We start from the raw sequence: 24,358 nt of genomic DNA, 5'->3' as shown, positions 1-24,358 counted from the left end.
TGCACGCGGCGCGGCCGCGACGCAGCGTGTCGGAATGGCCCTTCCGCGCAAGCTCCGCCGCCGCACGCCTCGTCGCTGGGCCGAAAGCCCGCATGACCTGCACGACTACACCAACCGCGTCGCGCCGCGCCGGGCTTCGCGTCCGGTGCGCGAGGATGACGGGCCGATCGTCGTCACTGACGATTGGCCGGAGCAGGTTCCGATCGGCGACGCCGAGCTGCGCGCGATCGAAGGCCATATGCGGCAAGAGCTGGACAAGCTGTTCGGACCGCTGCCGTGAAGTGAGGAGTGAAGCGTCATGACCAGCGCCGCCCTGCGACGAGATGAGGATGAGGCGCCGGTCGTGGCGACCGCTCGCGCCGCGCTCTATCTGCGAGTTTCAACGCCGCGCCAGGCGGAACATGATCTGTCGATCCCCGACCAGCGCCGCCAGATGGAGAATTACTGTGTCGGCAAGGGGTGGTCGGTCGCGGCCGAGTTCGTCGAGCCGGGCAACACCGCCACCGATGATCGTCGGCCCTCGTTCCAGGCGATGATCGAAGCGGCGATGGTCAAGCCGCCGACGTTCAATGTCATTCTCGTCCACAGCTTCTCGCGGTTCTTTCGCGACCAATTCCAGTTCGAGTTCTACGTCCGCAAGCTGGCGAAGAACGGCGTGCGGCTGATCTCGATCACGCAAGACCTGGGCGACGATCCGATGAGCGTGATGATGCGCCAGATCATGACGCTGTTCGACGAGTATCAGTCGAAGGAGAACGGCAAGCACACGCTTCGCGCGATGAAGGAGAATGCCCGGCAAGGCTTCTGGAACGGCGCGCGGGCGCCGATCGGCTATCGCGTGGTTGCGGCGGAGGAGCGGGGCGCGAAGATCAAGAAGAAGCTGGAGATCGACCCGATCCAGGCCGAGACGGTGCGGCGCATCTACCGCATGGCGCTCAACGGCGTCGATAATCGGGGGCCAATGGGCCTCAAGTCGATCGCGACCTGGCTCAACGAGAACAACATCCGCACCCGCGACGGCGGGCGCTGGGGCTTGGGCGCGGTGCATCAGGTGCTCACCCGCACGACCTATATCGGCCAGCACCGCTTCAACACCCGCGACCACAAGACGAAGACGCCCAAGCCCGAGAGCGAGCACGCGGTCATGGAAGTGCCGCCGATCGTCTCGGAAGCGGAGTTCGAGGCGGTCCAGCGCTCGCTCAAGGCGCGCAGCCCGAAGATGATGCCGCCGATGGCGGTGGGTGGGCCGACGCTGCTCACCGGCATCTGCTTCTGCGCGTGCTGCGGCGGCGCCATGACGCTGCGCACGGGCACCAGCAGCGTCGGGCGGGAGTATCGCTATTACACCTGCTCGACGAAGGCGCGGCAGGGTGCGACCGGCTGTCCAGGCATCACCGTGCCGATGGACCGTCTCAATGAGGCGGTGGTCGGCCATCTCGAAGCCCGGCTGCTCGACCCGGCGCGGCTCGAAGTTCTGATGGATCAGATCCTCGAACGCCGCGACGAGTGGGTGAACCAGCGCCGCGAGCATGTCGCCGATCTTGAGCGGCGTGCGACCGAGGCGGAAGCAAAGCTCAAGCGCCTCTATGACGCGATTGAGAACGGTGTGATCGACGTGAGCGACCCGTCGCTGAAGGATCGCATCGCCGAGCTGACCGCGACTCGCGACCAGGCCAAGGGCGACTCCGAGCGCGCATTGGCGCATATCGTGAAGATTGGCCCGGCGATCACGCCGGAGAGTCTGCGCGCGTTTGCGTCTGCCCTGCGCAAGAAGCTGCGGAACGGCGACGGCACGTTCGCCCGTGATCAGGTTCGCGCGGTCGCGCAGCGAGTCGAGGTTGTGAGCCGGAAAGAGGTCCGCATCCGTGGGCTGCGGAGCGAGCTGCTCCGAACCCTAACCGCCGCCTCTGGCGTAGAGGCGGCGGTGCTAGGCGTTCGTGCCTTTGAACCGAAATGGCGCGCCCGGAACGATTCGAACGTCCGACCCTCAGATTCGTAGTCTGATGCTCTATCCAGCTGAGCTACGGGCGCGTTGGAGTGGCGCTGATAGAAGCGACTTTCAGATTGCGCAAGAGCGTTGCGGGCTACTTTTTGAAAAAGTAAGCACGAGCCATGATTTTGCGCGCTTTCCTCCCGTCTTTGGTCCCCGGATTGCTGATCACGGGGTGCACGGCACCAGCCAGCTATCCATCGCTACTCCCGCGCCCGGCCGAATCACAGAGCCTGGAGGAGCCGGCTGCGGCGGCAACGACCGAGGCAAGCAAGCCAGATCCTGCCGTGGATGCTAAGATCGCAGAGGCCACCCGATTGCTCGCGGAACGCTCCGCCGCGTTCGAGGCGGCAAGTTCCCGCGCTGAACGATTGGTCACCGTTGCGAAGGGCGCGGCGGCCGGGAGTGAGGCCTGGCTGAACGCCCATGTCGCCTTGGCGGAGATGGATGAACTGCGCTCGTCAACCGCGGACATCGCCGTCACGCTGGACGATCTGGCACGTGAGCGCGCCTTGTCGCTGGCGTCCGATTACCCACCACTCACCCAGGCCGCCGATCAAGCTCGAGCCGCCATCAAGGCGCAGGCGGAGCGGATCTCATCCCTTCAAGGCCGACTTTCGCCGGCCTGAAGGCTGCCTTGGTTAGAGCGGCCGCAACGCCCCGTTGCGCAGATACATGGCGGTGACGGTGATTTCCGTCACGCCGCTACCCACCCGCACGGCTGTCACCTTGGGCGACGGTTTGCGCCCGAGCACGAAATCGAGCAGCGTGACTTTCGGATCGCCGGACGCGCCCCCGCCATCGGAGCGATCAGTGCTTCCGTTGCCGCTGACGTCATGGCGCAGATCGATTGCATAGGTGCCCGGCGCTGAGACAGGCATGCAGAACCGGATTGGGCCGGTCGCCGGTGTGGGAACCTCCACGCGAGTCAGCCACCCCTTCTTCTCGAACCAGGTGGAGGACGGACCACCAAAGGTCCGCACGCGCAACTGACCGGACCGGCTCTTCAGCCCGACGACATTGACCAGGATCGCAGGAGCGTTTCCCGCCGTACAGCGCGCCGCATAAGGCCCGAGGATCGCTCCCCCGCCCTGCGCCTGGGCTGGGCTGCCGAGCAGGACAGTGGCGAATGCAAGATAGGCTAAGGACTTCATCCTAGGGGTTCTGCCACGCGCAGATGGCGCAACGATGGCGATTCGTCGGCGAAACGAGACGGCGGCATGACACTTCCCCACCGATATGTCCGACCGCCATGTGCTGACGGGCAACCGAAGTTCGAAGCTAGGGAGATCATGGTGGGCGCTGACGGGTTCGAACCGCCGACCTACTCGGTGTAAACGAGCCGCTCTACCAGCTGAGCTAAGCGCCCCCTCTCGGGTGCACGCCCCTTAGGCGCCCCGCGCGCGCTACACAAGAGACCCGCAAGCCATAGCGCCGGTGCTGTACGCGCGCCCATGAGGCAGGCGCGTGTCATACCACTGGAAGGCCGAGCGCGCGTGCCATGGAAACATAACGGCGCATGGCATCAAGCCCGCGTTCCGTCAGCGACATGAAGGCGCGACGGCGGTCAAAGGGATCGGGGCGACGCTCGAAAAGGCCTGCCTCGGTCAGCCGGGCGATCCAGCGCAGCGCGGTCGTGGGCGCCACTGCGGCGGCGATGCACAGGCTCGACACCGACACATGCGCCCGTTCGAGGTGCGCCGCGTAAAGATCGAGCATCATGTCCCATGCGGGATCTTCGAACAGTCCGGTCCCGACATAACGGTCGCGCAGTCGGCGCGCGCGCACGATCTGGCGGATGTCCGCGGCCGTGATCGGATGCTCGCCGCCCGGCTCGGAACTGAAATCGAGCCCGGCTTCCGCCACGAGCGCGCTGCGCGGCGGATCGTCGTGCTTCGACAGCCGCGCGAGAACATCGGCGATCCGGGCCACTTCGGCATTCAGCTTCGCGAGCCGCGCCGCCTCATTCTCGCTGATGCGATCATGCAGCGCGAGATGCGTGTTTCCCTGAGCGACGGCGATTGCCCCGATCCAGTCGGACGGGCCCGGGTCACAAAGGATCTGGTGTCGCGACAGCTGCAATCCGGCTGCCGTCACATCGATCTGTTCCGAATCGATCGCCACGACCATGGACAGGTCACGTCCCGCGGCCAGGCCGTCCAGCCGGGACAGCGCCCGCGAAAGGTCATCTTCGGAGGCGGATCGCGCGTCGATCAGGATGAGCGGGCGTGAGGCAAGATCAGCGATCCGCTTCACGGCGTCGTGCAGCGGCGCCGAGGTGACGATGCGGCCGCCAGCAAGCGCGACCGCAGCGGCAGCCCCCGCCCCGCCGACCTCTTCCTCTCCAGCGTCGTTGATCAGCACGGCATCGAATCGCGTGCTCATCTGCGCGAGATATTCTCGTTCAATCAATTGCATGTATCACTCCGATCCGCGATCGAACCCAAGTGTTCACCATTATCGGACTTAGCGATTGTCTAACATCCGAAATGGCAGGTATACATGCTGGAACGTGTTTCATATCCGAATTGGATCAACGAGGACTAATCTAAGGATTTGACGATTTCCTCGACCATCTTCTTGGCGTCGGCCAGGAGCATCATGGTGTTGTCGCGATAGAAAACCTCATTGTCGACACCGGCATAGCCGACACCGCCCATGGACCGCTTGACGAACAAAACGGTCTTGGCCTTCTCAACATCCAAGACGGGCATACCATAAATGGGCGACGACTTGTCGGTTTTGGCTGCCGGGTTGGTGACGTCGTTCGCACCGATGACGAATGCGACATCTGTTTGAGCAAATTCAGAGTTGATGTCCTCCAGCTCGAACACCTCGTCATAGGGCACGTTCGCCTCGGCGAGCAGCACGTTCATATGCCCCGGCATGCGGCCGGCCACCGGGTGGATGGCATATTTTACGCGGACGCTATGCTCCTTCAGCTTGTCTGCCATCTCGCGCAGCGCGTGCTGGGCCTGTGCCACCGCCATGCCGTAGCCGGGCACGATGATGACCTGCTCCGCCTGGCTCATCAGGAAGGCGGCGTCCTCCGCTGAGCCGCGCTTCCACGGCCGGTCGATCTGTGCTGCACCACCGCCGCTCGGCCCGGCCTCGGCACCGAACCCGCCAGCAATCACGCTGATGAAGCTGCGGTTCATCGCGCGGCACATGATGTAGCTGAGGATCGCGCCCGAGGAGCCGACCAGCGCGCCCGTGATGATCATGGCGGTATTGTGCAAGGTGAAGCCCATCGCCGCTGCCGCCCAACCGGAATAGCTGTTCAGCATCGACACGACGACAGGCATGTCCGCACCGCCGATCGGGATGATCAGGAGGAAACCGATCGCGAAGGAAAGCGCGACGACGATCCAGAAGTCGAACGGAGACTGGGTCAGCCAGAAGGAGAAGGAGAACCACAGGATCATCAGCCCGACGCCGAGGTTGATCGCATGGCGCATCGGCAGCATGATCGGGGCGCCGCCCATGTTCCCGTTCAGCTTGAGGAAGGCGATTACGGAACCGGAGAAGGTGATCGCGCCGATCGCCACGCCCAGGATCATCTCGATCCGGCTGACACCATGGATCGCGGCGAAGGGCTGACCGATCAGCGGCGTCACGACATCGGCAATGCCGAAGGCGACCGGATTGAGGAAAGCGGCGATCGCCACCAGCACCGCGGCAAGGCCGACGAGGCTGTGAAACGCCGCTACCAGCTGCGGCATGGCCGTCATGGCGATCCGCCGCGCCGTGACCACACCGATCACCGCACCCACCGCGATCGCAGCGAGGATCTGGAACACGGCCAGCGTATCCACGCGCTGCAGCAATGCGGCATAATCATAGCCGGCGACCTCACCGACCGCGATCACCGGCACCACGGGCACGTGCGTCGCGAGCGTGGTGATCACGGCAATGGCCATGCCGATCATGCCGTAGCGATTACCCCGCCGGCTGCTTTCAGGGCTGGAGAGACCCCGCAGGGCGAGGATGAAGCACACACCCGATATCAGGTAGGCGAGCGCCACCCAGGGATTGTCCGCGACGTGTTCCACTATCCTCTTCCCCCTAATCGTCCGGCCATCGCCGGGTCGCCCTTTTGTGGCGCCACTTCATGGCATTCGGGCCCGACCCGGCCCATGCGACGCCCGTGTTTAGTGCTTGGCCGCAGCGGGCCGTTCCTTCTTCTTGTACATCGCCAGCATCCGCTGGGTGACGGCGAAGCCGCCGAAGATGTTGATGCTCGCCAGCACGACGCCGAGCAGGCCGAGCCACTTGGCGCTGGCCGAGCCGCTGGCGGCGGCGGCGATCAGCGCACCGACGATGATGACGCTGGAAATGGCATTGGTGACGGCCATCAACGGCGTGTGAAGGGCCGGGGTAACCGACCAGACCACGAAATAGCCGACGAAACAGGCCAGCACAAAGATCGACAGGATCGCGATGAAGCTCAACTTCCCCTCCTCACACCACGCGAATGTTGAGAAAGTTGAGACACTCGCGCGTTTTCCTCCAACGCCTCAACTTTCGCCGCCCCGGCTGATTGCTCTGTTGCTCGGTGGGCGGCGTGCAGGATGGCATCAGGCGGTCAGAAGCCGCTGATTGACCACCTTGCCGTCCTTCGTCAGCCGAACGGCATCGCCAATCTCTTCATCGAGCACCGGCCGACCCTGTTCCTTGTCCCAGAAGGCGGACAGGAAGTTGAACAGGTTGCGGGCAAACAAGGCCGAGGCATCGGCGGCAAGGCGCGACGGCACGTTGCGATGGCCGACGATCTTCACGCCATGTTTGACGACGATCTCCCCAGCTACGGCGCCCTCGACATTGCCGCCCTGCTCCACCGCGAGATCGATGATCACGCTGCCTGGCCGCATGGTGGCGATCTGCGCATCGCTGATCAGGCGCGGTGCGGCGCGGCCGGGGATCAGGGCGGTGGTGATGACGATATCCTGCTTGGCGATGTGCCCGGAAACCAGTTCGGCCTGCGCCTTCTGATATTCCTCGCTCATTTCTGTCGCATAGCCGCCGGAACCCTCGCCTTCGATGCCGGCGACATTCTCCACGAAGATCGGCTTGGCGCCGAGCGACATGATCTGCTCCTTGGTGGCGGAGCGGACATCGGTGGCGGACACCTGCGCCCCCAGGCGGCGCGCGGTCGCGATCGCCTGAAGCCCCGCCACGCCCACACCCATGACGAACACCTTCGCCGCCGAAACGGTACCCGCAGCCGTCATCATCATCGGGAAGGCACGGCCATATTCGGCTGCTGCGTCCAGCACCGCCTTGTACCCGGACAGATTCGACTGCGAGGACAGGATGTCCATCGACTGGGCGCGGGTGATGCGCGGCATGAACTCCATCGCCAGCGCTTCCAGACCGGACGATGCATAGGCATCCACCCGCGCCCGGTCACCGAACGGATTGAGCCCCGCCGCCACCCAGGCGCCCGGCTTTGCCCCCGCAAGCGAAGCCGGGTCCGGCCCCTGCACGCCCAGGATGATGTCGGCGCCGGCAAGCGTGCCTGCCCTATCGCCTACGGTCGCGCCGGCATCGCGATACGCCTCGTCAGCGATCGACGCGCCAGCGCCAGCGCCGGATTCCACGGCCAGATCTGCGCCCAGCTGAATGAACTTCTTCACCGTCTCCGGTGTTGCCGCCACTCGCCGCTCGCCGTCCGCCCCCTCTTTAAGGACAGCGATCTTCATGGCTCAGGCGATCAACCAGACGACAAGGGCAGCCAGCAGCACGCATGCCACCGTTCCCCACTTCAGCATCCCCATCACGCGGCCGTAAGTGGCGGCATGCGCCTTCATGTCTCCGCGGGTCGTACCATGGTCAGCCATAGCCATCCTCTTTCCCAAAAAGCTTTGTGTAGCGTCTTAGTCCGCTCGACGGCCACCCCTCAAGCCTGCTTAAGCCTGCTTTTACTTGCACGCGATAAAGCAGAGCACCGGATGGGACAGGACCAGAGATGACGCGCAACGGGCAGCGCTTGCTGATGCTGATCGATGACGAGCCTGCGCAGCGGCGCCTCGTGGCGGCGCTTGCCGCTCGCGGCGGCTGGCGCACGATCTTTGCCGGTGACGCGGAAACCGCCATCGCCACCCTTGGCACCCAGGACGGGATGCGGCTGGACGCGATCCTGTTCGATCATTGGGGCGAGGATGCGGACGCTTCCACGCTCATCGCCGAGTTGCGCGCCCGTCGCCCGGCCCTTCCGGTGCTGGTGGTCACGGCGAACGGCTCGGTCGCCCATGCGGTGAACGCAATGCGTGCCGGCGCGACCGACTTCCTGGTGAAGCCGCTGGCACCCGAACGCTTGTTGCAGGCGCTGGAAGCTGCCGTTGAGGGCACGGCGGCGGGCGAATTGCGCCCGCTTACCGAAAAGATCCCCGCGATGCTTGGCTTCGACGAGATCGTCGGGTCCGAACCGCAGTTTCGAGCGGCGCTGGCCATCGCGGCCAAGGCGGCGCGCGCCCGAGTCGCCGTGCTTATCGAGGGTGAGAGCGGCGTCGGCAAGGAAGTGGTGGCGGAGGCGGTCCATGCGGCCAGCCCGCGCGCCAGAAAGCCGATGCTGACGGTGAATTGCGGCACCCTGCCGGCCAACCTGATCGACAGCGAGCTGTTCGGCCACGAGCCGGGCGCCTTCCCGGGTGCTTTTGATCGGAAAGTGGGCAAGTTTGTCGAAGCGGATGGCGGCACGCTGTTCATCGATGAAATCGCGGAAATGCCGCTAGAGACGCAGGATCGGCTTCACGATGCGCTGCAATCCGGATTGATCCTGCCGCAGGGCGGGCGACACGCGCGCGAGGTCGACGTGCGCGTCATCGCCGCCACCAACAAGCGACTTGTCGAGGAGGTGGAAGCCGGTCGTTTTCGCGAGGAGCTTTTCTTTCGCCTCAACGTCGTACCGGTGACGATCCCGCCATTGCGCGATCGGGCACAGGACATTCCGGCATTGGCGCGGCATCTGCTCGCCAGGATCGCTTTGCAGCCGGGATTGCGACAGCTTGGCATCACCGACGATGCGCTGGCGCTGCTGGTCGATTATGACTGGCCCGGGAATGTCAGGCAGCTGCAGAATGCGCTGTTCCGTGCGGCGGTGCTTTGCGAGGGCGATGCCCTGACCCGCGCCGATTTCCCGCAGATCGCCACCCTCAACGCGCGCCGCGCACGCTCGCCCCAGCCGCAGCATATGTCCACCTCGGGCGGCGTGACGCTGTTCCACCCGGACGGCAATCTTCGCGCGCTGCATGAGATCGAGGCGGATGTGATCCGGCTGGCGATCGGCCATTATCGCGGGCGGATGACGGAAGTGGCGCGGCGGCTCGGCATTGGGCGCTCCACCCTATATCGGAAGCTCAGCGAGCTCGGGATTGACAGCGCGGCATAGCGGGAGGTCGGGCGCAGGGAGCGCCCGGCAGACTATCGTTCCCCGTCGTGGCCGAAGGTCGCCCAATCAGCCTCGCCTGATGGCGGAGCAGGCATGCCCTCCATCTCCGGCGCGCCTTTCCCCTCCTCGGTCCGGCAGCCGTGAAGATAAGCTTTGGCGATCAGATTGGCCGAGATGGGCGCGGTGAGGAACAGGAACAAAGTAATCAGCAGCTCATGCGCCGTCCAAGTTCCGCTATGGACCGGAAAATAGATCATCGAGGCCATCAGGCAGCTTCCGACGCCCAGGGTGGTGGCCTTGGTCGGCCCGTGCAGCCGGCTCATCAGCACCGGCAACTTCGCCAGTCCCCAGCTTCCGATCAGCGCAAAGGCACCGCCCATCAGGAGCAGCCCGGCGATCAGCGCATCGGCAAGAACGGCCACGCCGGTCATTCCACGACATCCCCGCGCAACAGGAACTTGGAATAGGCTGCTGTTCCTACGAAGCCGACCATCGCGAGCAGCAATGCCGCTTCGAAATAGCTCGTCGTTCTTTCCTTGATCCCGAACAGGATAATGAACGCGATCGCGTTGATCACCATCGTATCCAGCGCCAGGATGCGATCGGCAGCGGTCGGCCCTTGGAACAGCCGCAGCAGGCTGAGCAACATCGCCGCGGCTATACAGGCCATTGCGATGGCAAGCGCGATGGCGATCATTTGAAGATCTCCATCAATCGCCTTTCGTACCGAGACTTGATGTTCGCGATTTCGGCCTCCGGATCGGCAACGTCCAGCGCATGGACGAGAAGAAACCGCCCATCGGTGGAGATGTCGGCCGATACCGTTCCGGGCGTTAGGCTGATCGTACCCGCAAGCAGGGTGATCGCTTCCGCCGACCGCAGGTCCAGCGGGATCGACAGCCAGGCGGTCCGCAGCTCCGCGTTGCGACGAAACAGGATCAGGCGCGCCACATGGAAGTTGGCAACGACGATGTCGCGAAGCACGAGCAGGAGAAAGCCGAGAAGCGGCAGCCCCCATTTCATCAACGGCCGATCGGGCCAGAACGCCGCGGTGAAGAGCGGGATCACGATCGCGAAGATACTGCCGAGTACCAGCCCGCCCATGCTCAATGCATTGAGCATCAGCAGCCAGATCAGCAGAAGCAGCGCGCTGAGACCGGGATGGGGAAGGATGCGCTTCACCGTCCCGCTCCCCCCAGAGACGGCAGGACCGCGCGGATGTAATCGGCGGAATCAAAGATCTGCCTGCTCGCCGCCTCCGTATACGCCGTCACTGGACCGGCAGCGATGGTCAGCAATCCCAGAAGTACCAGCAGGAACGCGGCTGGGGCCGCTTCCGCCGGATTGATCTGGCGCTGGCTCGGCGCGGGCTGCTCACTCGCCACCGGCTTCCAGAATAATGTGCTGCCCACGCGCGCGAGCCCGATCACCGCGACAAGGCTCGTGCCCAGGATCATCGCCCATATGGCTGGCCACCATGGCGAGGCGAGCGCGGCATCCAGGATCAGGAGCTTGCCAATGAAGCCGGACAGCGGCGGCAGCCCGGCCAGCGCCACGCCGCCGGCGAGAAACAGGAACGCCAGCAATTGCCGGCCGCCATAGCCCGCCGTGCTGACGATCGCGTCGCCCTCCGTCCCGCGCCAGCGGATGACGAGGTCGGTGACAAGGAACAGCAGCGCCGCCGCCAGCGTCGTGTGCGGCAGATAATATAGCGCCGCCGCCATGGCGCTTTCCTCGAACAGCGCAGCCGCCACCAGCAGGATCGCGGTCGAGCCGATCAGGCCGAAAGCCACCATCGACCTCAGGTGCCGCGCCGCGAGAAAGCCCGCAAACCCCAGGAACATCGTGCCAAGCGCGGCAGGAACCATGTACCGCCCCGCCGCGCCGGCGAAGATCAGCGGGCCAGTGCGGATGATCGCATAGGCGCCTACCTTGGTCATGATTGCGAACAACGCAGCCACAGCTGGCGCGGCCCCGGCGTAGGCGCGTGGCAACCACAGATGGAGCGGCAGCAGCGCCGCCTTCAGCGCGAACACCGCCATGAGCAACATGCCGCCGGCGCGGAACAGCCCTTGATCGCCCGGCAACAGCGTCGTGCCGCGCACCGCCATGTCGGCCATGTTGAGCGTCCCGGTGATGCCGTACAGCAGCCCCAGCGCGATCAGGAACAGCGTCGATCCGACGAGGTTGACGATCACATATTGCACGCCGGCCGTCAGGCGGCGCGCGCCCTGCCCGTGCAGAAGCAGGCCATACGAGGCGATCAGCAGCACCTCGAAGAATACGAACAGGTTGAACAGGTCGCCTGTCAGGAACGCGCCATTGATGCCGAGCAGCTGGAACTGGAACAGCGGGTGGAAGTGCCAGCCACGCCGGTCGAGCGCGGTAAGCGTCGCATGTACGCTGACCGCCAGCCCCAGCGCCGCCGTCAGCACCAGCATCATTGCAGCAAGCCGATCGAGCACCAGCACGATGCCGAATGGCGCCGGCCAGTCACCCAGGGCATAGGCCGACACTTGCCCCGAGCCGGCTTTGACCATCAGCATGATTGCGAGCAGCAGCAGGCTGGCCGTCGCACCGATCGATACCGCCGCGCCGATCCAACGCCGGCGCCGTCGGAACAGCAGGGCCGTGGTTCCGGCAAAGGCCGGGAGCAGCACCGGCGCCGCTATCAACGCGCTCATTGGCGGTTTTCCCGCTCGAGCAAATCGGGATCGGGCTTGCCATCGACCTGATCGGTGCCGGTCTCAAGAAACGTGCGCAGCGCCAGCACCAGTGCGAGCGCCGTCATGCCGAAGGAGATCACGATCGCTGTCAGCACGAGCGCCTGCGGCAGCGGATCGGTATAAACAGCGGCATTCTTCTCGAAGATCGGCGGGCGGCCGACCACCAGACGCCCCATCGCGAACAGGAACAGGTTGATCGCGTAGGACATCATGGCAAGGCCGATGACCACCGGGAAGGTGCGCGCCCGCAGGCAAAGGTAGATGCCGGCGGCAGTGAGCGCGCCGATCGCGGTCGCGACGAGGAATTCGATGCTCATGGCCGCGCCTCCCGGAGCTTCGCGGGATCGACGTCCATCGGGCCGTCATCCTCGAACGACTCCTTTTGGGCGCGCTGCGCGATGTGGCTGAGTTCGGCGAGCGCCAGCATCACCGCACCGATCACCGCCAGGGCAACGCCGATGTCGAACAGCATGGCGGTGGCCAGTTCGAATTCGCCGACTATGGGCAGGGTTACATGGCCAAAGGCACTGGTGAACAAGGGTGCGCCGAACCACAGGGAGCCGACGCCGGTGAGCGCAGCGATGATCACGCCGAAGCCAATCAGCGCATGCTCATCGATCTGCCGCCGCTGATCCGCCCATTCAAAGCCGGATGCCATATATTGCATGAGCAGCGCGATGGAGAAGATCAGCCCGGCGATAAAGCCGCCGCCCGGTGAGTTGTGGCCGCGCAGGAAGATGTAAAGGCCGACCACCATCGCCAGCGGCAGCAACAGGCGCGCGGCGACCGCGAACATCATCGGGTGGCGTTCCGGCGAGCGCGGCAAGTCGGCCACCCACTCCCGCAATCTCTGCCCGGAGACGCCCCGAGCGGCGGGCTGAAGCAAGGCAAAGATGGTCAGCGCGGCGATGCCCAGCACCGTGATTTCACCGAATGTGTCGAAGGCGCGGAAGTCCACCAGCGTGACGTTCACCACATTCTTTCCGCCCCCGCCCGAATAGCTGTTCGCCCAGTGATAGGAGGAGATCGGGTTGCGCGGCTCACGCGTCATCACCGCCCAGGCCGCAAGGCCGCTTGCCGCCCCGCCCGCCAGCCCGAGCACCACGTTGCGGATCCGCTCGATCCTGCTCGTCAGCTGCACGGGCTGCTTCGGCAGCAGGTTGAGCGCCAGCAGCAGCAGCAGGATCGTGACGGTCTCTACCGAAATCTGGGTAAGCGCGAGGTCGGGCGCGGAGAGATAGACGAAGGCGAGCGACACGATGAGGCCGACGACGCTGATATAGATGAGCGTCAGGAATCGTTCCCGTGGCACAAGCACGACTGAGGCGGTGGCGGCCAGCAGCAGCACCCAGGCGACGATCGCCACTGGCGGTGCCGGCAGCAGCGGGCGCGTTCCTGGCGTATAGCCGCCATACCAGATCGCCTCCGCGGCGATGGCCACCGCCAAGAGGAACATGAGCGCCAATTGCCGCTGGAGCGAGCCGTTGTGGATCGTATCGCTCAACCAGCGCGCCCATTGCACCATCCGCTCGACGGCACCGTCGAACACGCGCTTGGCCTCAGGCAGCCACAATCCGTCCCAGCCCCGCTGAAGCGAACCATAACGCCAGAGCATCAGGGCTCCCAAGGCGACGGCGATGACGCTCATCGCCAGCGCCGGAGTCAGGCCGTGCCACAAGGCCGGGTGAAAAGCAGGCGCGGTGCCGCCCGTAATGTCGGCCGCGGCCGGGGCGATCAGCCAGCCGGTCAACACCGACGGAAACAGACCGACCAGCACGGTCAGCGCGACCAGCAAGGCGGATGGCCCCCATAGGCCCAGAGGGGGATCATGCGGCTTGCCCGGATTGGCATCGCGCGCTGGGCCTAGGTAGAGGTGCGCAATAAAGCGGAGCGAATAGGCGACCGAAAGGACTGCCCCGACCAGCGCGAGCAGCGGCACCACCCATGGCGTGCCCGCCCAGCCGGTATGCGCCGCCTCCTCCAGCATCATCTCCTTCGACAGGAAGCCGCCGAGCGGCGGCAGGCCCGCCATGGACGCGGCGGCGATGATCCCGAGCGTCGCCGTGATCGGCATCAGGCGCGCTAGGCCGCCGAGCAGACGAATGTCGCGCGTGCCCGCTTCATGATCGACGATGCCGGCGTTCATGAACAACGCGGCCTTGAAAAGCGAATGGTTGACCAGGTGAAAGATGCCGGCCAGCGCCGCCGCCGGCGTGCCGAAGCCGAACAACATGGTCATCAGGCCAAGCTGGCTGATCGTGGAATAAGCGAGAATGGCCTTCAGGTCGTGTTTGAACAGCGCGATTGCTGCCCCGATCACCATTGTCACCAGACCGGTGGTGCCGACCAGATAGAACCACCAGTCGCTGCCCGACAGCACCGGCCAAAGCCGCGCCATCAGAAAGACTCCGGCCTTCACCATCGTCGCCGAGTGAAGATAGGCGCTGACGGGGGTTGGCGCGGCCATTGCGTGCGGCAGCCAGAAGTGAAACGGAACCTGCGCCGACTTGGTGAAACATCCGAGCAGGATCAGCACCAGCGCGACCGGGTATAACGGTGATGCGCGCACAAGGTCACCACGCGTCAGCACGTCGGCCAGTTCGTACGAGCCCGCGATGTGGCCCAGCAGCAGCAGCCCGCCGATCAGCGCCAGTCCACCGCCACCGGTAATGGCAAGCGCCATGCGCGCACCCTGCCGCCCCTCCACCGTGTCACTGCGGAAGCCGATCAGCAGGAACGAGGACAGGCTGGTCAGTTCCCAGAAAACCAGCAATAGCAAGATGTTGCCCGACAGCGAGACCCCCAGCATCGCGCCCTGAAACAGTAGCAGCAGCGACAGGAAACGCCCCATCGGCTCGCCCTCCGGCAGGTAGAAGCGGGCATAGCAGACGATAAGCAGACCAATCCCGAGGATCAGCCCCGCGAACAGCAACCCCAGCGCATCAAGCCGCAGCGACAAGGCCAGGTCAAGCGTCGGCACCCACGGCAGATGAAGCTGCGCGGCGACGCCGCCAAGCACCGGCGGCGCGATGAACAGCAGTATGCCGAGCGCAGCGACGACATGCCCGATCGCGATACCGGCCTGAAGATTCCGGCTGGCCCGCGGGAGCGCTGCGAGCCAGGCGCCGCCCAGGAATGGCAAGGCAGCCAGCAGGATCAGATACAAGGGTGACCCCCGTCACCAGATACGGTGAAACGGAGCGGACAAGACTCCAACGCAGCATGGATGAAAGGCGACGAATCGTGGAACATCAGGGCACGGCTCTCCGGCGCTGGCGGCCCGACCAACGCACGTCCTGCTCGCCCCGACGCGGAACCAAGCACCCCGGCTTCCTTTTACGCGCTCAGCGCCACGCCGCAAGCATTGGCGGGGCCGTTCCCCGTCGCAGGTCCGCCGCGATCGGGCGAACAGTTGCACAAGGCGAACTCCCCGGTCGCCTCCTCTTCAAAGGCAGATCAACTGCGCGACCGCATTTGGTTCGCTATTCTCAGGCAGGCACCGCCTGGGTAAGCGCTGCGGCTTTCACGACATTTTTCCCGAACGCTTCTGGCGCGGCGGCCATCACGATGGCGCGAAAGGTTGCCAGATCAGGCAACATGCCGTCCGGCCCCGCTGCCATGGGGGTCTTGTAGGTACGCATGTTGATGGCATGCAGCAGCAGCGGCAGGCGCGCCGTGACGAACTCCACCTTTCCCGCCGCTACTTCCAGCTGGATCTCGAACTGAACATAGCCCGCCAGGCGACCGTCGACCGTCACCAAAGGGGCGACCACCTCCGTGGCCGGGACGAATGCCGTATCGCCGCGCTCCTCGACGGACACGCCCTGTTCGACCGGTGATCCACCGGTAATCAGCGTGGTGCCATAAGCGGCCGCGCCGCCAACGCCGGCTCCCGCGATCAGCACGGCAAGCGGCAGGAGTATCTTCTTCATGGCGCTGAACCTCAGAACTTGAAGCTTGCGTCGGTCGGCAGCGACGGCGCTTCGCCGATCACGACGATGGTGATGCGCCGGTTCTCGGGCCGATCCGGCTGATCGGGATAGACCGGCTCGGTGCCGGCCTTCGCCACGACCTCGGAGAAGCGGTCGGTGGTGATGCCCGCCGCCACCATAACGTTGCGCGCGGACAAGGCGCGCTCTCCCGAAAGTCGCCAGTTCGCATCGGACGAGCCCCCGACGCTGTCGGTATGCCCCTCGATCGCAATCATCGTTCCTGATTTGGCAAGCTTGGCCGAAATCTGCCGCAGCATCAGGCGGGCGAAGTCATTGAGTTCCGCCGTGCTGCCGCGGAACATGGATCGTTTGGCGCTGTCCATCAGATTGATGCGCATCCCATCGCGGGATGGTGCCACCTTCACATTCTGCCTGGCGTCCTCTCCTTGCGGCAGGCTGTCGATGGCGATGCGCAATTCCTGCGCGAGCACGCGCAGCGACGCGTCCGGCACATTGGCGGTGCCGCCCCGGGCCACGCCGGCCGTGGCGCTTTCCGCCGACGGCTGACCGATGGGCGCTGCGCTGTCGGTACGGCTGCGTACCGTCCGGCCGCCGGCACCGAGCGTGTCGCCCGGCGAATCGCCCATCGCCGTGGACGCCGCCGCACTCGGCGCAGCGGGGGAGAAATACTCGGCCAGTCCCTTCAGCTGCTGCTTGTCCGGATTGCTGATCAGCCAGAGCAGCATGAAAAAGGCCATCATCGCGGTCACGAAATCGGCATAGGCGACCTTCCACGCGCCGCCGTGATGGCCGCCGGAAATCTTCTTGATCTTGCGGATGACGATGGTCGGCCGCTCGTTGGGACGGGTGGCCATGGTCAAGCCGCCTTGGCGAGCGCCGCGCGCAACCGGTCCTGCACCACCTCCAGGCGTACCGGCTCGATCGCATCATGCGATTTGGCGCCGGCCGCCATGCGGTCAAGCACGGCAGCGCTCTCATCGGTGCATTGGATCAGCAGATCAAACATCTGCATCTTCTCGAGATGATGAAGGGCAAAATGCTCATCCGCGACGAGGAGCATGGACAATTGCTCCAGCAGGACGCGCACATGCCGCAGCTCCTCGGCCACCGCGGTGTGGAGATGCGAAGCGAGATGATCGGTCTGGGTCATGGCGTAAACGCTTCCGTGGATCGGGGAGACTGGCGTCAGAACAGTTCGAGCTCGCCGCCGCGCGGCGCGACGGAGACGGCGACCGGCGGTGCTTCGGCAACCGGGGTGGCACGCGCCTTCCCCTCGAAAGGCAGGAACTCGACCTTGCGCGCCTGGGTGCCTCCCAGGTCGACATGGCCCAACGCGATCCCTTCTGTTTCGAGGAAGCGGCGCGCGAAGGCGGCATTGCTGCTGCCGATCGGGCCCAGGCCGGGAACGATGTTTGCGCCGCCGTAAACGTGTGCGCGCAAACCAGTGCGCAGGGCCCCGCGCTGCATCATGGCGTTGATCAGCAGCTCCATGGCGTGAAGACCATAATGGTGCAGGTCCTGCCCGTTCACCCGCTGGTCCTTGCCGGGCTCACCGAGCAGAAAGTGGTTCATGCCGCCGATCCGGGTGATGCTGTCCTGCAGGCAGACCGCGATGCAGGAGCCAAGGAGCGTGGTGATCACGGTTCCCGGTTCCGACACCACGGCATGTTCGCCCTGGATGATGGAGATGCGGCGCATGTCGTGAATCAGGCCAGCGCGCCGAAGACGCGCTCGATCTTCTCTTTCAGCGCCGCCGGCGCAAATGGCTTCACAAGATAGTTGTTCACCCCGAGTGCCGCGGCCTTCTGCACGATCTCTCGATCGGACGAACCCGTCAGCATGATGAAGACCGTCTTGCCGATCACGCCATCCTTGCGGACGGCCTCCAGGAACTGGAGTCCGTCCATCTCCGGCATGTTGTAGTCGGAGATGATCAAATGCACGCGGTCGGAGCGGACGGCTTCCAGCGCCTCGGGAGCGGTGGGCTTATCGCGGATGTCCTTGAACCCCAGGTCCTGGAGGGTCCTGCGGATCATCGCGCGCATGCTGGTCTGATCATCGACCACCATCACTTTGATTGCAGACGCAGCGGGCATGTGACGTTCCCAATCCTTACTTGCGGCACGCCGCGAGGATCGCCTCGGGCATGGCTGACAAACTCAATTCCTTCTGCACCGCGCCCAGGCCAAAAGCCGCGCGGGGCATTCCGTAGACCACGCAGCTTTCACGCGACTGGCCGAGCGTCCGCGCACCGGCATCACGCATGGCACGCAGCCCTTCCGCGCCGTCCGCCCCCATCCCCGTCAGGATGATGCCGATCGCAGCATCCCCGAGCGGGGCGACCGAACGGAACAGCACGTCCACCGAAGGGCGGTGACCAGTGATCGGATCTCCACGGCGCAGCTTGATGCGCCCGTCGATCCCACCGGCCAGTTCCATGTGCCGCTCCCCCCCAGGAGCAATATAGACGGTTCCACGATGGATCGGCTGGCCATCGACCGCTTCGATCACGCGGACGCGGCATTCCCGGTCGAGCCGCGCGGCGAAGCTGCCCGTGAACATCGCCGGCATGTGCTGCACGACGAGCACGGGCGAGCAATCCGCCGGCAACGCGGACAGGAGCGAGAACAGGGCCTCGACCCCGCCGGTGGAGGCGCCAATGGCGATAATCACGTCGCGAAGGCTTGCACCGGCCGACCGGTTGTCCTGGCTGTTCGACACCTGCCGACCGATCGGGCGAACGGCGGATCGCGCCGCGGCCTTCACCGTGGCGCAAAGCAATTCGGCGGCGCGAACGATCTCCAGCGGATTGCCCGACGGCTTCGCCACGCAATCCACCGCCCCAAGCCGCAGCGCCTCGATCGTCACCTCGGCGCCGCGCGCGGTAAGGGTCGAGCACATGACGACCGGCATGGGCCGGAGGCGCATGATCCGTTCGAGGAAGGAAAGGCCATCCATGCCGGGCATCTCGACGTCTAGCGTGATCACGTCGGGGGACAGCTCCTTGATCATCGCGCGCGCCGTGTGCGGCTCCGGTGCGAGGCCGACGACCTCGATCTCCGGATCGGCTGAGAGGATGCGGTTGAGCGCCGCGCGCATGGATGCGCTGTCATCCACGATCAACGTGCGGACACGCGCCGTCATCGCGGCTCTTTCCGGTAAATCGTGTGGCCACAGGGCGTCATGCGCGTCGCCGCGGGACCGATCAGGCGTTCGGAATGACCGATGTAGAGAAAGCCGCCGGGGGCAAGCAGTTCGACGAACCGCGCCTGCAGCTCTGCATTCGCCTGATCATCGAAGTAGATCATGACGTTGCGGCAGAAGATGACATCGTAGGACTGCCGCATCGGCCAGGGCTGGAACAGGTTCAGGACCTTGGCCGTAACAAGCGAACGAGCCTCCGCTGCCATCTGGTAGTCGCCTCCGGAGCTGCGCATCCACGCCTCGCGATAGCGCGCCGGCACCGCCTCGACCGTCGCGGCGGAGTAAAGGCCCCGGCTGGCGCTTTCGACCACATGCGGCGCGATATCGGTCGCCAGCAGCTTCAGGTCCGCGTGACGGAGCCAGGCGGGCACCTGCCGGCTTTCACCAAGCAGGCACATCGCGATGGTATGAACCTCCTCGCCGGAGGAGCAGCCCGCCGACCATATCCGGATCGCCCCGCGCCGGGCGCGCTGTTGCAGCCACGGCATGGTGGTCGCGCGAAAGTGGTCGAAGTGATGCGCCTCGCGAAAGAAGTGCGTGTGGTTGGTGGTGAGCGCGACGATCATCGCCGCACGCTCCTCCCTGTCCTTCTGCACGAGCCGCACATATTCCTGAAAGTTGCCAAGCCCCTGTTCGCGCAGGCGCCGGCTCAAGCGCGAATGCACCAGGGTCGTCTTCGCGTCGGACAGATGGATCCGCGCTTCATCTTGCATGATCGCGGCGATCGCCCTGAACTCGGCGTCGCCAAGCGGCGGGCTGCCCGCTGCAATCGGATCGCCACAGGCAGTCGCGTCAGGCCGGATCGCAGCGGCGTCACTCACGCTGCGACGTCCATCTGCCGCGTGAGGCTGAGGGCATTGAGATCGAGCAGCGACACCATCTCCGCGCCTTCGCTGTCGGCCGCCCCTTCCGTCGTACGGGCAGAGATCTGCACCAGGCCCGAAATCACCCCCTCTTCGCCGATCTCCACGTCCGGGGCGGGCTGGATCTCATTGTCCTTGATGAGGACGATGTCCGCCACCTCGTCGACCAGGAATCCGGCCTGCTTCCCGCTGATGTTCACCACCAGGATGCAGGAGCGCGAGTGAATGGCGCTGGGCGCCCATCCGAGCCGCTCCGCCAGGCCCACCACCGGGATCACGGTGCCGCGCAGGTTCGTGACACCCTTGATGTAGCTGGCCACGCTGGGCAGCGGCGTGGGCTCCTCCCACTCCCGGATCTCGATAAGCGCGCTCATCTCGATCCCGAACATCTGCCGGGCGAGCGAGAAGGTGACGATTTTACGCTCGCCGACGCGGTCGATGCTGCTCATGCTGCAAGCCCCTTGAGTGCGAATTTCGCGGTTGATGATGGCGAGGCGACCAGCGCCTCGATGTCGAGAATGAGTGCGATGGAGCCGTCGCCCAGGATGGTTGCCCCGCCGAGGCCGCGGATCGGATGCAGGTTTTGATCGAGGCTCTTGATCACCACTTCGCGGCGGTCGTCGATCGTGTCGACCATCAGGCCGACGTTGCCTGCCGTCTCGCTCTCCACGATGATGACCAGCGATTCCTCGGGATCCCGCCGATACCTGGTGCCGAAGCCGAACGTATCCGTCAGACGCCGCACCGGCAGGTAGTTGCCGCGCAGCTCGATCACCTCGCTCGTCGGCGACATGCGGCGCACCTGGCCGCTTTCCGGTCGCACCGCTTCCACCACATTGGCGAGCGGCAACACGAAGCGCTGGTCGGCCAGTCGAACGATCATCCCGTCCAGGATCGCAAGCGTGAGCGGGAGGATCATGGTGAAGGTGGTGCCTTCACCCGGAACGGAGCTGATCTCCACTCGGCCGCCCAGCGCCTCGACGTTGGAACGCACCACATCCATGCCCACGCCGCGACCCGAAATGTTCGAGATCGTCTCCGCGGTGGAGAAGCCGGGCGCACAGATCAGTTGATCGATCTCTTCGTTGGAAAGCGCCGCGTCCGCGGGCACGATCCCCTTGTCGATCGCCTTGGCAAGCACCCGCTGGCGGTCGATGCCGCGGCCGTCATCGGCCACGCGCACGAAAATGCGCGCGCCGCGTTGTTCGGCCGACAGGCGAATGGTCCCCGCGGCCGGCTTGCCCTTCGCGATCCGCTCCTCGCCGCTTTCGATGCCGTGATCGCAGGCGTTGCGGATCATGTGGGTCAGCGGGTCGCCGATCTTCTCGATGACGCCCTTGTCGACCTCGGTCGTCTCCCCGCTGATTTCGAGCGCATATTGCTTGCCCGTCTCTGCCGAAAGATCGCGCAGCATCCGCGGTACGCGGCTGAACGCCTGCTTGATCGGCTGGGCGCGCAGCGACATGACATTGTCCTGGATCTCACGCGTCAGCCGCGCCAGCTCCGGTAGCTCCACGCGTTCCTGATCCTTTGGGCTCAGCCGGTCCGACAGGATCGAGTTCCGGATCACCAGCTCCCCGACCAGGTTGAGCAGAAGATCAAGCTTGGTAAGATCGACCCGGATGGTCTGGGCTGCCGGCTCGCTTGCGCGCGCTTCGGGCGCGGGTGCGGCGATGGCCTCCGTCGGCCGGGCCGCAGCGGTGAGTGGCACGATCACCGCCGCACCCGGCGTGCTCTCCTGCACAGTCGCGTCCCGCAGCTGCTCGGCCGCCACTTGCTCGGCCGCCAGCTGCTCGGCCGGCAGTGGCAATGCAGCCGGCTCAACCGAACGCTCGATCTCGACCCGCGAATCCGGCGCCACGAAGTCGAACGCCTCCGCAATGGCGGCCTCATCCACCGTGCCCGGCAGGCGAAGCGTCCAGGTCAGATAGCCGTCCTCCGGATCGAGATCGCGCAGACCGGGGAGCGCGCTGCTGTCGACGGACGAGATCGCCCCGCCCAACTCCTCCAGCTCGCGGATGACCAGCAACGGCTCGCTCGCGTTGGCCAGCGCCCCGCGCGACGGGCGAAACCGGACCAGCCAGTCGGCGGGGGAACCAGTGTCGAGATCCTCGAGCACGACGCCGACCGGTTCGAACCCGAACGGGTCGAACGTCTCGATCTCGGCAGCGACCGGAACGAAGCCGAACGCATCGGCCTCCGGCTCCGCCAGCGGTGTCGGCGCTCCAGCCGCGGCTTTGACAGCGGCGGAAGCTCCCTTGTTGGTCAGCACGTCTTCCAGCGCCGCCAGCGCGGCCACGTCGTTCGGCGGCGGGGCCGTTCCTTTGGCGGCGGCAACATGGTCGGACAGAACGTCAAAGGCGGCCAGCATCACTTTCGTGACCTCCGGCGTCGCGGGAATGCGATCCGCACGCACTTCATCGAGCACGTTTTCGAAGCGATGCGAAAAGGCGGTCAGCGCCGTATGGCCGAAGGCGCCGGAGCCGCCCTTGATCGAGTGAACCGCGCGAAACACGCCGGCGATCACGTTCGCGGAAACGTCGCCCGCGGCCATGGCCGACAGCCCGGCCTCGGCGGTGGCCAGTCCTTCAGTGCATTCCTCGAAGAAGATGGCCTGAATCTCATCCAGTTCGTCGCTCACGGGCACACGCGGCGGATCGCCGCCCCCAGCTTGGTCGCCTCGAACGGCTTGGTGATCCATCCCGTGGCGCCGGCGGATCGGGCGCGCGCCTTTTTCTCGTCGGAGAACTCGGTCGACAGCACCAGGATCGGCGTGCCGCGGAACTGCGGCAGCGCGCGTACCGCCTCGATCAGCTCGAAGCCGTCCATCTTCGGCATGTTGATGTCGGTGATCAGCAGGTCCGGCGCAATCTCGTGCATCCGCTCCAGGCCGTGTTCACCGTCGTTCGCGCTTTCGATGCGAAAGCCCTGCGCCGTGAGAGAGGTCTTCAGCAGCATCCGCATGCTGGCGGAATCGTCGACGGTCAGGATCACTTTGCTCACAGGAGGGCATCCTTTTCGGTGGCGAGGCCGAAGGCGTCGGCCAAGCGGCAGGCAGTCACACGCTCCACGAAGGCGCGGCTGGGATTGACGATCTCGAACGGCATGCCGTTCTGCTCGGCGTCCGCGCGAGCGGCGATCAGCAGCTGCAGAACGGCCTGGCCGACGCTCTCCACTTCCGACGCATCCACTTCGACGCGCCCCTGATAGTCGGCGGCGAGAACCAGGCGGACGCGCAGGTCCTCCGCGGCAACGGTATTGTTGTGGGCGAGCAGCCGGATCGGGCCAGCGTCCTCTGCGGCATCAAGCGGGAACGGCATTGAACTCATTTTTCGCCTCGTCGAGCGCAGTCTCGAGCTGCTGAAAGGTGGGTGCGTAGCTGGACGGCGTCATGCGCCGGGCAATCTCGATGGCGACCTGCGTCGGCTGGCCTTGGGCGTGCGCGACGATCGCGGTCTTCACGATGTGGAACGGCTTGGCATCCGCATCGACGATTTCCAGAAGCTTTGCCGCAAGCGGGCCGACCAGGCAGTAAGCAAGGAGCACGCCCAGGAAGGTGCCGACCAGCGCGCCGCCGATCATCGCGCCCAGCACCTCAGTCGGCTGGTCGATCGAACCCATGGTCTTGATGACGCCCAGCACCGCGGCGACGATGCCGATCGCCGGCAAGCCGTCCGCCATCGCCTGCAGCGCATGCTGCGGCATCAGTTCCTCGTGGTGATGCTTCTCGATGTCATTGTCCATCGCCTCCGCAATCTGATGCGGATCCTCGAAGTTCACCGTCATCATCCGCAGGTAATCCGCGATGAATTCGGTCAGGTGATGATCTTTCAACAGGCGCGGATAGCGCGAGAAGATCGCGCTCTCCTCCGGCTTATCGAGGTGCGGTTCGATCGCCGTGGCGCCGCCCTTCTTGAAGGTGGAGAGAAGGCCGAACATCAGCGTCAGCAGATCGCGATAATCGCTGTCCTTCCAGCGCGCGCCCTTGAAGGAGCGGCCCAGGCCCTTACCCGCATTCTTCACCGTCGCCATCGAATTGCCGACGATGAAGGCGCCAATGGCAGCGCCGCCAATCGCCATCAGCTCATGCGGCAGGGCATGGAGAACAATGTCCATCTTGCCGCCGGCCATGATGAAGCTGCCGAAGACGCAGCCAAGGATAATGATAAAGCCAACACCGTTCAGCATGACGCGATCCGAACTCTGAAGGGAAACAAGCGTTTGCCGAATTA

Annotated in this window: 28 protein-coding genes and 2 tRNA genes; 4 read left to right on the top strand and 26 right to left on the bottom strand. The window is 65.1% G+C overall.

Annotation, left to right across the window (positions count from 1 at the left end):
• Positions 1-34 precede the first annotated feature (34 nt).
• The gene (locus BMX36_RS01295) at positions 35-280 is read left to right on the top strand and encodes a hypothetical protein (protein ID WP_093063397.1); all 246 of its coding nucleotides are present in this window, start codon (positions 35-37) and stop codon (positions 278-280) included.
• An 18-nt stretch (positions 281-298) separates the two neighbouring features.
• Entirely contained in the window at positions 299-1,999 is a 1,701-nt protein-coding gene (locus BMX36_RS01290; protein ID WP_093065119.1) for a recombinase family protein, read from the top strand.
• On the opposite strand, the gene BMX36_RS01285 is transcribed toward BMX36_RS01290, so the two are convergent.
• A tRNA-Arg gene (locus tag BMX36_RS01285) sits at positions 1,955-2,031 on the bottom strand. The two genes, BMX36_RS01290 and BMX36_RS01285, sit on opposite strands and share 45 nt — an antisense overlap.
• Positions 2,032-2,277: 246 nt before the next feature.
• Between BMX36_RS01285 and BMX36_RS01280 the strand changes: the two genes are divergently transcribed.
• Positions 2,278-2,619: a hypothetical protein gene (locus BMX36_RS01280; RefSeq protein ID WP_143058488.1), complete on the top strand. Its 342-nt coding sequence runs from the start codon at positions 2,278-2,280 to the stop codon at positions 2,617-2,619.
• 12 nt (positions 2,620-2,631) lie between these two features.
• Here the strand turns inward: BMX36_RS01280 and BMX36_RS01275 are convergent, their stop codons facing one another.
• From BMX36_RS01275 to BMX36_RS01245, 7 genes are all read right to left on the bottom strand, one after another.
• On the bottom strand, positions 2,632-3,144 hold the full coding sequence (locus BMX36_RS01275; protein WP_082746179.1) for a DUF2141 domain-containing protein: 513 nt from the start codon (positions 3,142-3,144) through the stop codon (positions 2,632-2,634).
• A 139-nt stretch (positions 3,145-3,283) separates the two neighbouring features.
• Positions 3,284-3,359, bottom strand: a tRNA-Val gene (locus tag BMX36_RS01270).
• Positions 3,360-3,460: 101 nt separating this feature from the next.
• The gene (locus BMX36_RS01265; protein ID WP_093063395.1) at positions 3,461-4,408 is read right to left on the bottom strand and encodes a winged helix DNA-binding protein; all 948 of its coding nucleotides are present in this window, start codon (positions 4,406-4,408) and stop codon (positions 3,461-3,463) included.
• Between the two features lie 125 nt (positions 4,409-4,533).
• Positions 4,534-6,042, bottom strand: coding sequence for an NAD(P)(+) transhydrogenase (Re/Si-specific) subunit beta (locus BMX36_RS01260; protein ID WP_093063394.1), 1,509 nt, complete (start codon positions 6,040-6,042; stop codon positions 4,534-4,536).
• 99 nt (positions 6,043-6,141) lie between these two features.
• Positions 6,142-6,441, bottom strand: coding sequence for an NAD(P) transhydrogenase subunit alpha part 2 (locus tag BMX36_RS01255; protein WP_066778800.1), 300 nt, complete (start codon positions 6,439-6,441; stop codon positions 6,142-6,144).
• Positions 6,442-6,567: 126 nt separating this feature from the next.
• Positions 6,568-7,692, bottom strand: coding sequence for an NAD(P) transhydrogenase subunit alpha (locus BMX36_RS01250; RefSeq protein WP_093063393.1), 1,125 nt, complete (start codon positions 7,690-7,692; stop codon positions 6,568-6,570).
• Positions 7,693-7,695: 3 nt separating this feature from the next.
• On the bottom strand, positions 7,696-7,830 hold the full coding sequence (locus BMX36_RS01245) for an aa3-type cytochrome c oxidase subunit IV (RefSeq protein WP_231731802.1): 135 nt from the start codon (positions 7,828-7,830) through the stop codon (positions 7,696-7,698).
• 128 nt (positions 7,831-7,958) lie between these two features.
• Here BMX36_RS01245 and BMX36_RS01240 point away from each other — a divergent pair, with 128 nt between their 5' ends.
• Positions 7,959-9,380 (top strand): sigma-54-dependent transcriptional regulator, encoded by a 1,422-nt coding sequence (locus tag BMX36_RS01240; RefSeq protein ID WP_093063392.1) that lies wholly within the window; start codon positions 7,959-7,961, stop codon positions 9,378-9,380.
• Between the two features lie 32 nt (positions 9,381-9,412).
• Here the strand turns inward: BMX36_RS01240 and BMX36_RS01235 are convergent, their stop codons facing one another.
• From BMX36_RS01235 to motA, 18 genes are all read right to left on the bottom strand, one after another.
• Complete coding sequence (locus BMX36_RS01235; protein ID WP_218142117.1) at positions 9,413-9,811, bottom strand: Na+/H+ antiporter subunit G; 399 nt, start codon at positions 9,809-9,811, stop codon at positions 9,413-9,415.
• Positions 9,808-10,077, bottom strand: a complete 270-nt coding sequence (locus BMX36_RS01230) for a K+/H+ antiporter subunit F (RefSeq protein WP_093063391.1) — start codon at positions 10,075-10,077, stop codon at positions 9,808-9,810. Before BMX36_RS01230 ends, BMX36_RS01235 begins: the two co-directional genes overlap by 4 nt.
• Complete coding sequence (locus BMX36_RS01225; protein WP_066780209.1) at positions 10,074-10,562, bottom strand: Na+/H+ antiporter subunit E; 489 nt, start codon at positions 10,560-10,562, stop codon at positions 10,074-10,076. The genes BMX36_RS01230 and BMX36_RS01225 overlap by 4 nt, the downstream gene beginning before the upstream one ends.
• Positions 10,559-12,064 (bottom strand): monovalent cation/H+ antiporter subunit D, encoded by a 1,506-nt coding sequence (locus tag BMX36_RS01220; RefSeq protein ID WP_093063390.1) that lies wholly within the window; start codon positions 12,062-12,064, stop codon positions 10,559-10,561. The genes BMX36_RS01225 and BMX36_RS01220 overlap by 4 nt, the downstream gene beginning before the upstream one ends.
• The gene (locus tag BMX36_RS01215; RefSeq protein WP_066780215.1) at positions 12,061-12,417 is read right to left on the bottom strand and encodes a Na+/H+ antiporter subunit C; all 357 of its coding nucleotides are present in this window, start codon (positions 12,415-12,417) and stop codon (positions 12,061-12,063) included. Before BMX36_RS01215 ends, BMX36_RS01220 begins: the two co-directional genes overlap by 4 nt.
• A 2-nt stretch (positions 12,418-12,419) precedes the next feature.
• Positions 12,420-15,272 carry a monovalent cation/H+ antiporter subunit A gene (locus BMX36_RS01210; RefSeq protein WP_093063389.1) on the bottom strand — a complete coding sequence of 951 codons (2,853 nt, stop codon included), beginning with the start codon at positions 15,270-15,272 and terminating at the stop codon, positions 12,420-12,422.
• A gap of 322 nt (positions 15,273-15,594) precedes the next feature.
• Positions 15,595-16,038, bottom strand: a complete 444-nt coding sequence (locus BMX36_RS01205; RefSeq protein WP_093063388.1) for a hypothetical protein — start codon at positions 16,036-16,038, stop codon at positions 15,595-15,597.
• Between the two features lie 11 nt (positions 16,039-16,049).
• Positions 16,050-16,913 carry a flagellar motor protein MotB gene (locus tag BMX36_RS01200; protein WP_093063387.1) on the bottom strand — a complete coding sequence of 288 codons (864 nt, stop codon included), beginning with the start codon at positions 16,911-16,913 and terminating at the stop codon, positions 16,050-16,052.
• 2 nt (positions 16,914-16,915) lie between these two features.
• On the bottom strand, positions 16,916-17,209 hold the full coding sequence (locus tag BMX36_RS01195) for a hypothetical protein (protein ID WP_093063386.1): 294 nt from the start codon (positions 17,207-17,209) through the stop codon (positions 16,916-16,918).
• Positions 17,210-17,244: 35 nt separating this feature from the next.
• On the bottom strand, positions 17,245-17,757 hold the full coding sequence (locus tag BMX36_RS01190) for a chemotaxis protein CheD (protein WP_093063385.1): 513 nt from the start codon (positions 17,755-17,757) through the stop codon (positions 17,245-17,247).
• An 8-nt stretch (positions 17,758-17,765) separates the two neighbouring features.
• A complete protein-coding gene (locus BMX36_RS01185; RefSeq protein ID WP_066776550.1) occupies positions 17,766-18,155 on the bottom strand; it encodes a response regulator in 390 nt (129 codons plus the stop codon).
• A 16-nt stretch (positions 18,156-18,171) separates the two neighbouring features.
• On the bottom strand, positions 18,172-19,203 hold the full coding sequence (locus tag BMX36_RS01180; protein WP_093063384.1) for a protein-glutamate methylesterase/protein-glutamine glutaminase: 1,032 nt from the start codon (positions 19,201-19,203) through the stop codon (positions 18,172-18,174).
• The gene (locus tag BMX36_RS01175; protein ID WP_093063383.1) at positions 19,200-20,084 is read right to left on the bottom strand and encodes a CheR family methyltransferase; all 885 of its coding nucleotides are present in this window, start codon (positions 20,082-20,084) and stop codon (positions 19,200-19,202) included. The genes BMX36_RS01180 and BMX36_RS01175 overlap by 4 nt, the downstream gene beginning before the upstream one ends.
• Entirely contained in the window at positions 20,081-20,575 is a 495-nt protein-coding gene (locus tag BMX36_RS01170; RefSeq protein WP_093063382.1) for a chemotaxis protein CheW, read from the bottom strand. Before BMX36_RS01170 ends, BMX36_RS01175 begins: the two co-directional genes overlap by 4 nt.
• The gene (locus BMX36_RS01165) at positions 20,572-22,767 is read right to left on the bottom strand and encodes a chemotaxis protein CheA (protein WP_093065115.1); all 2,196 of its coding nucleotides are present in this window, start codon (positions 22,765-22,767) and stop codon (positions 20,572-20,574) included. The genes BMX36_RS01170 and BMX36_RS01165 overlap by 4 nt, the downstream gene beginning before the upstream one ends.
• A complete protein-coding gene (locus tag BMX36_RS01160; RefSeq protein WP_093063381.1) occupies positions 22,764-23,129 on the bottom strand; it encodes a response regulator in 366 nt (121 codons plus the stop codon). Before BMX36_RS01160 ends, BMX36_RS01165 begins: the two co-directional genes overlap by 4 nt.
• Positions 23,126-23,446, bottom strand: coding sequence for an STAS domain-containing protein (locus BMX36_RS01155; protein ID WP_093063380.1), 321 nt, complete (start codon positions 23,444-23,446; stop codon positions 23,126-23,128). The genes BMX36_RS01160 and BMX36_RS01155 overlap by 4 nt, the downstream gene beginning before the upstream one ends.
• On the bottom strand, positions 23,430-24,314 hold the full coding sequence (gene motA / locus BMX36_RS01150; protein WP_093063379.1) for a flagellar motor stator protein MotA: 885 nt from the start codon (positions 24,312-24,314) through the stop codon (positions 23,430-23,432). Before motA ends, BMX36_RS01155 begins: the two co-directional genes overlap by 17 nt.
• Positions 24,315-24,358: the final 44 nt, after the last annotated feature.

This window comes from Sphingomonas sp. OV641, assembly GCF_900109205.1.
Lineage (GTDB): Bacteria > Pseudomonadota > Alphaproteobacteria > Sphingomonadales > Sphingomonadaceae > Sphingomonas.
Note: the sequence above shows the minus strand (reverse complement) of the source record. Positions and strands in the feature narration are given on the sequence as shown.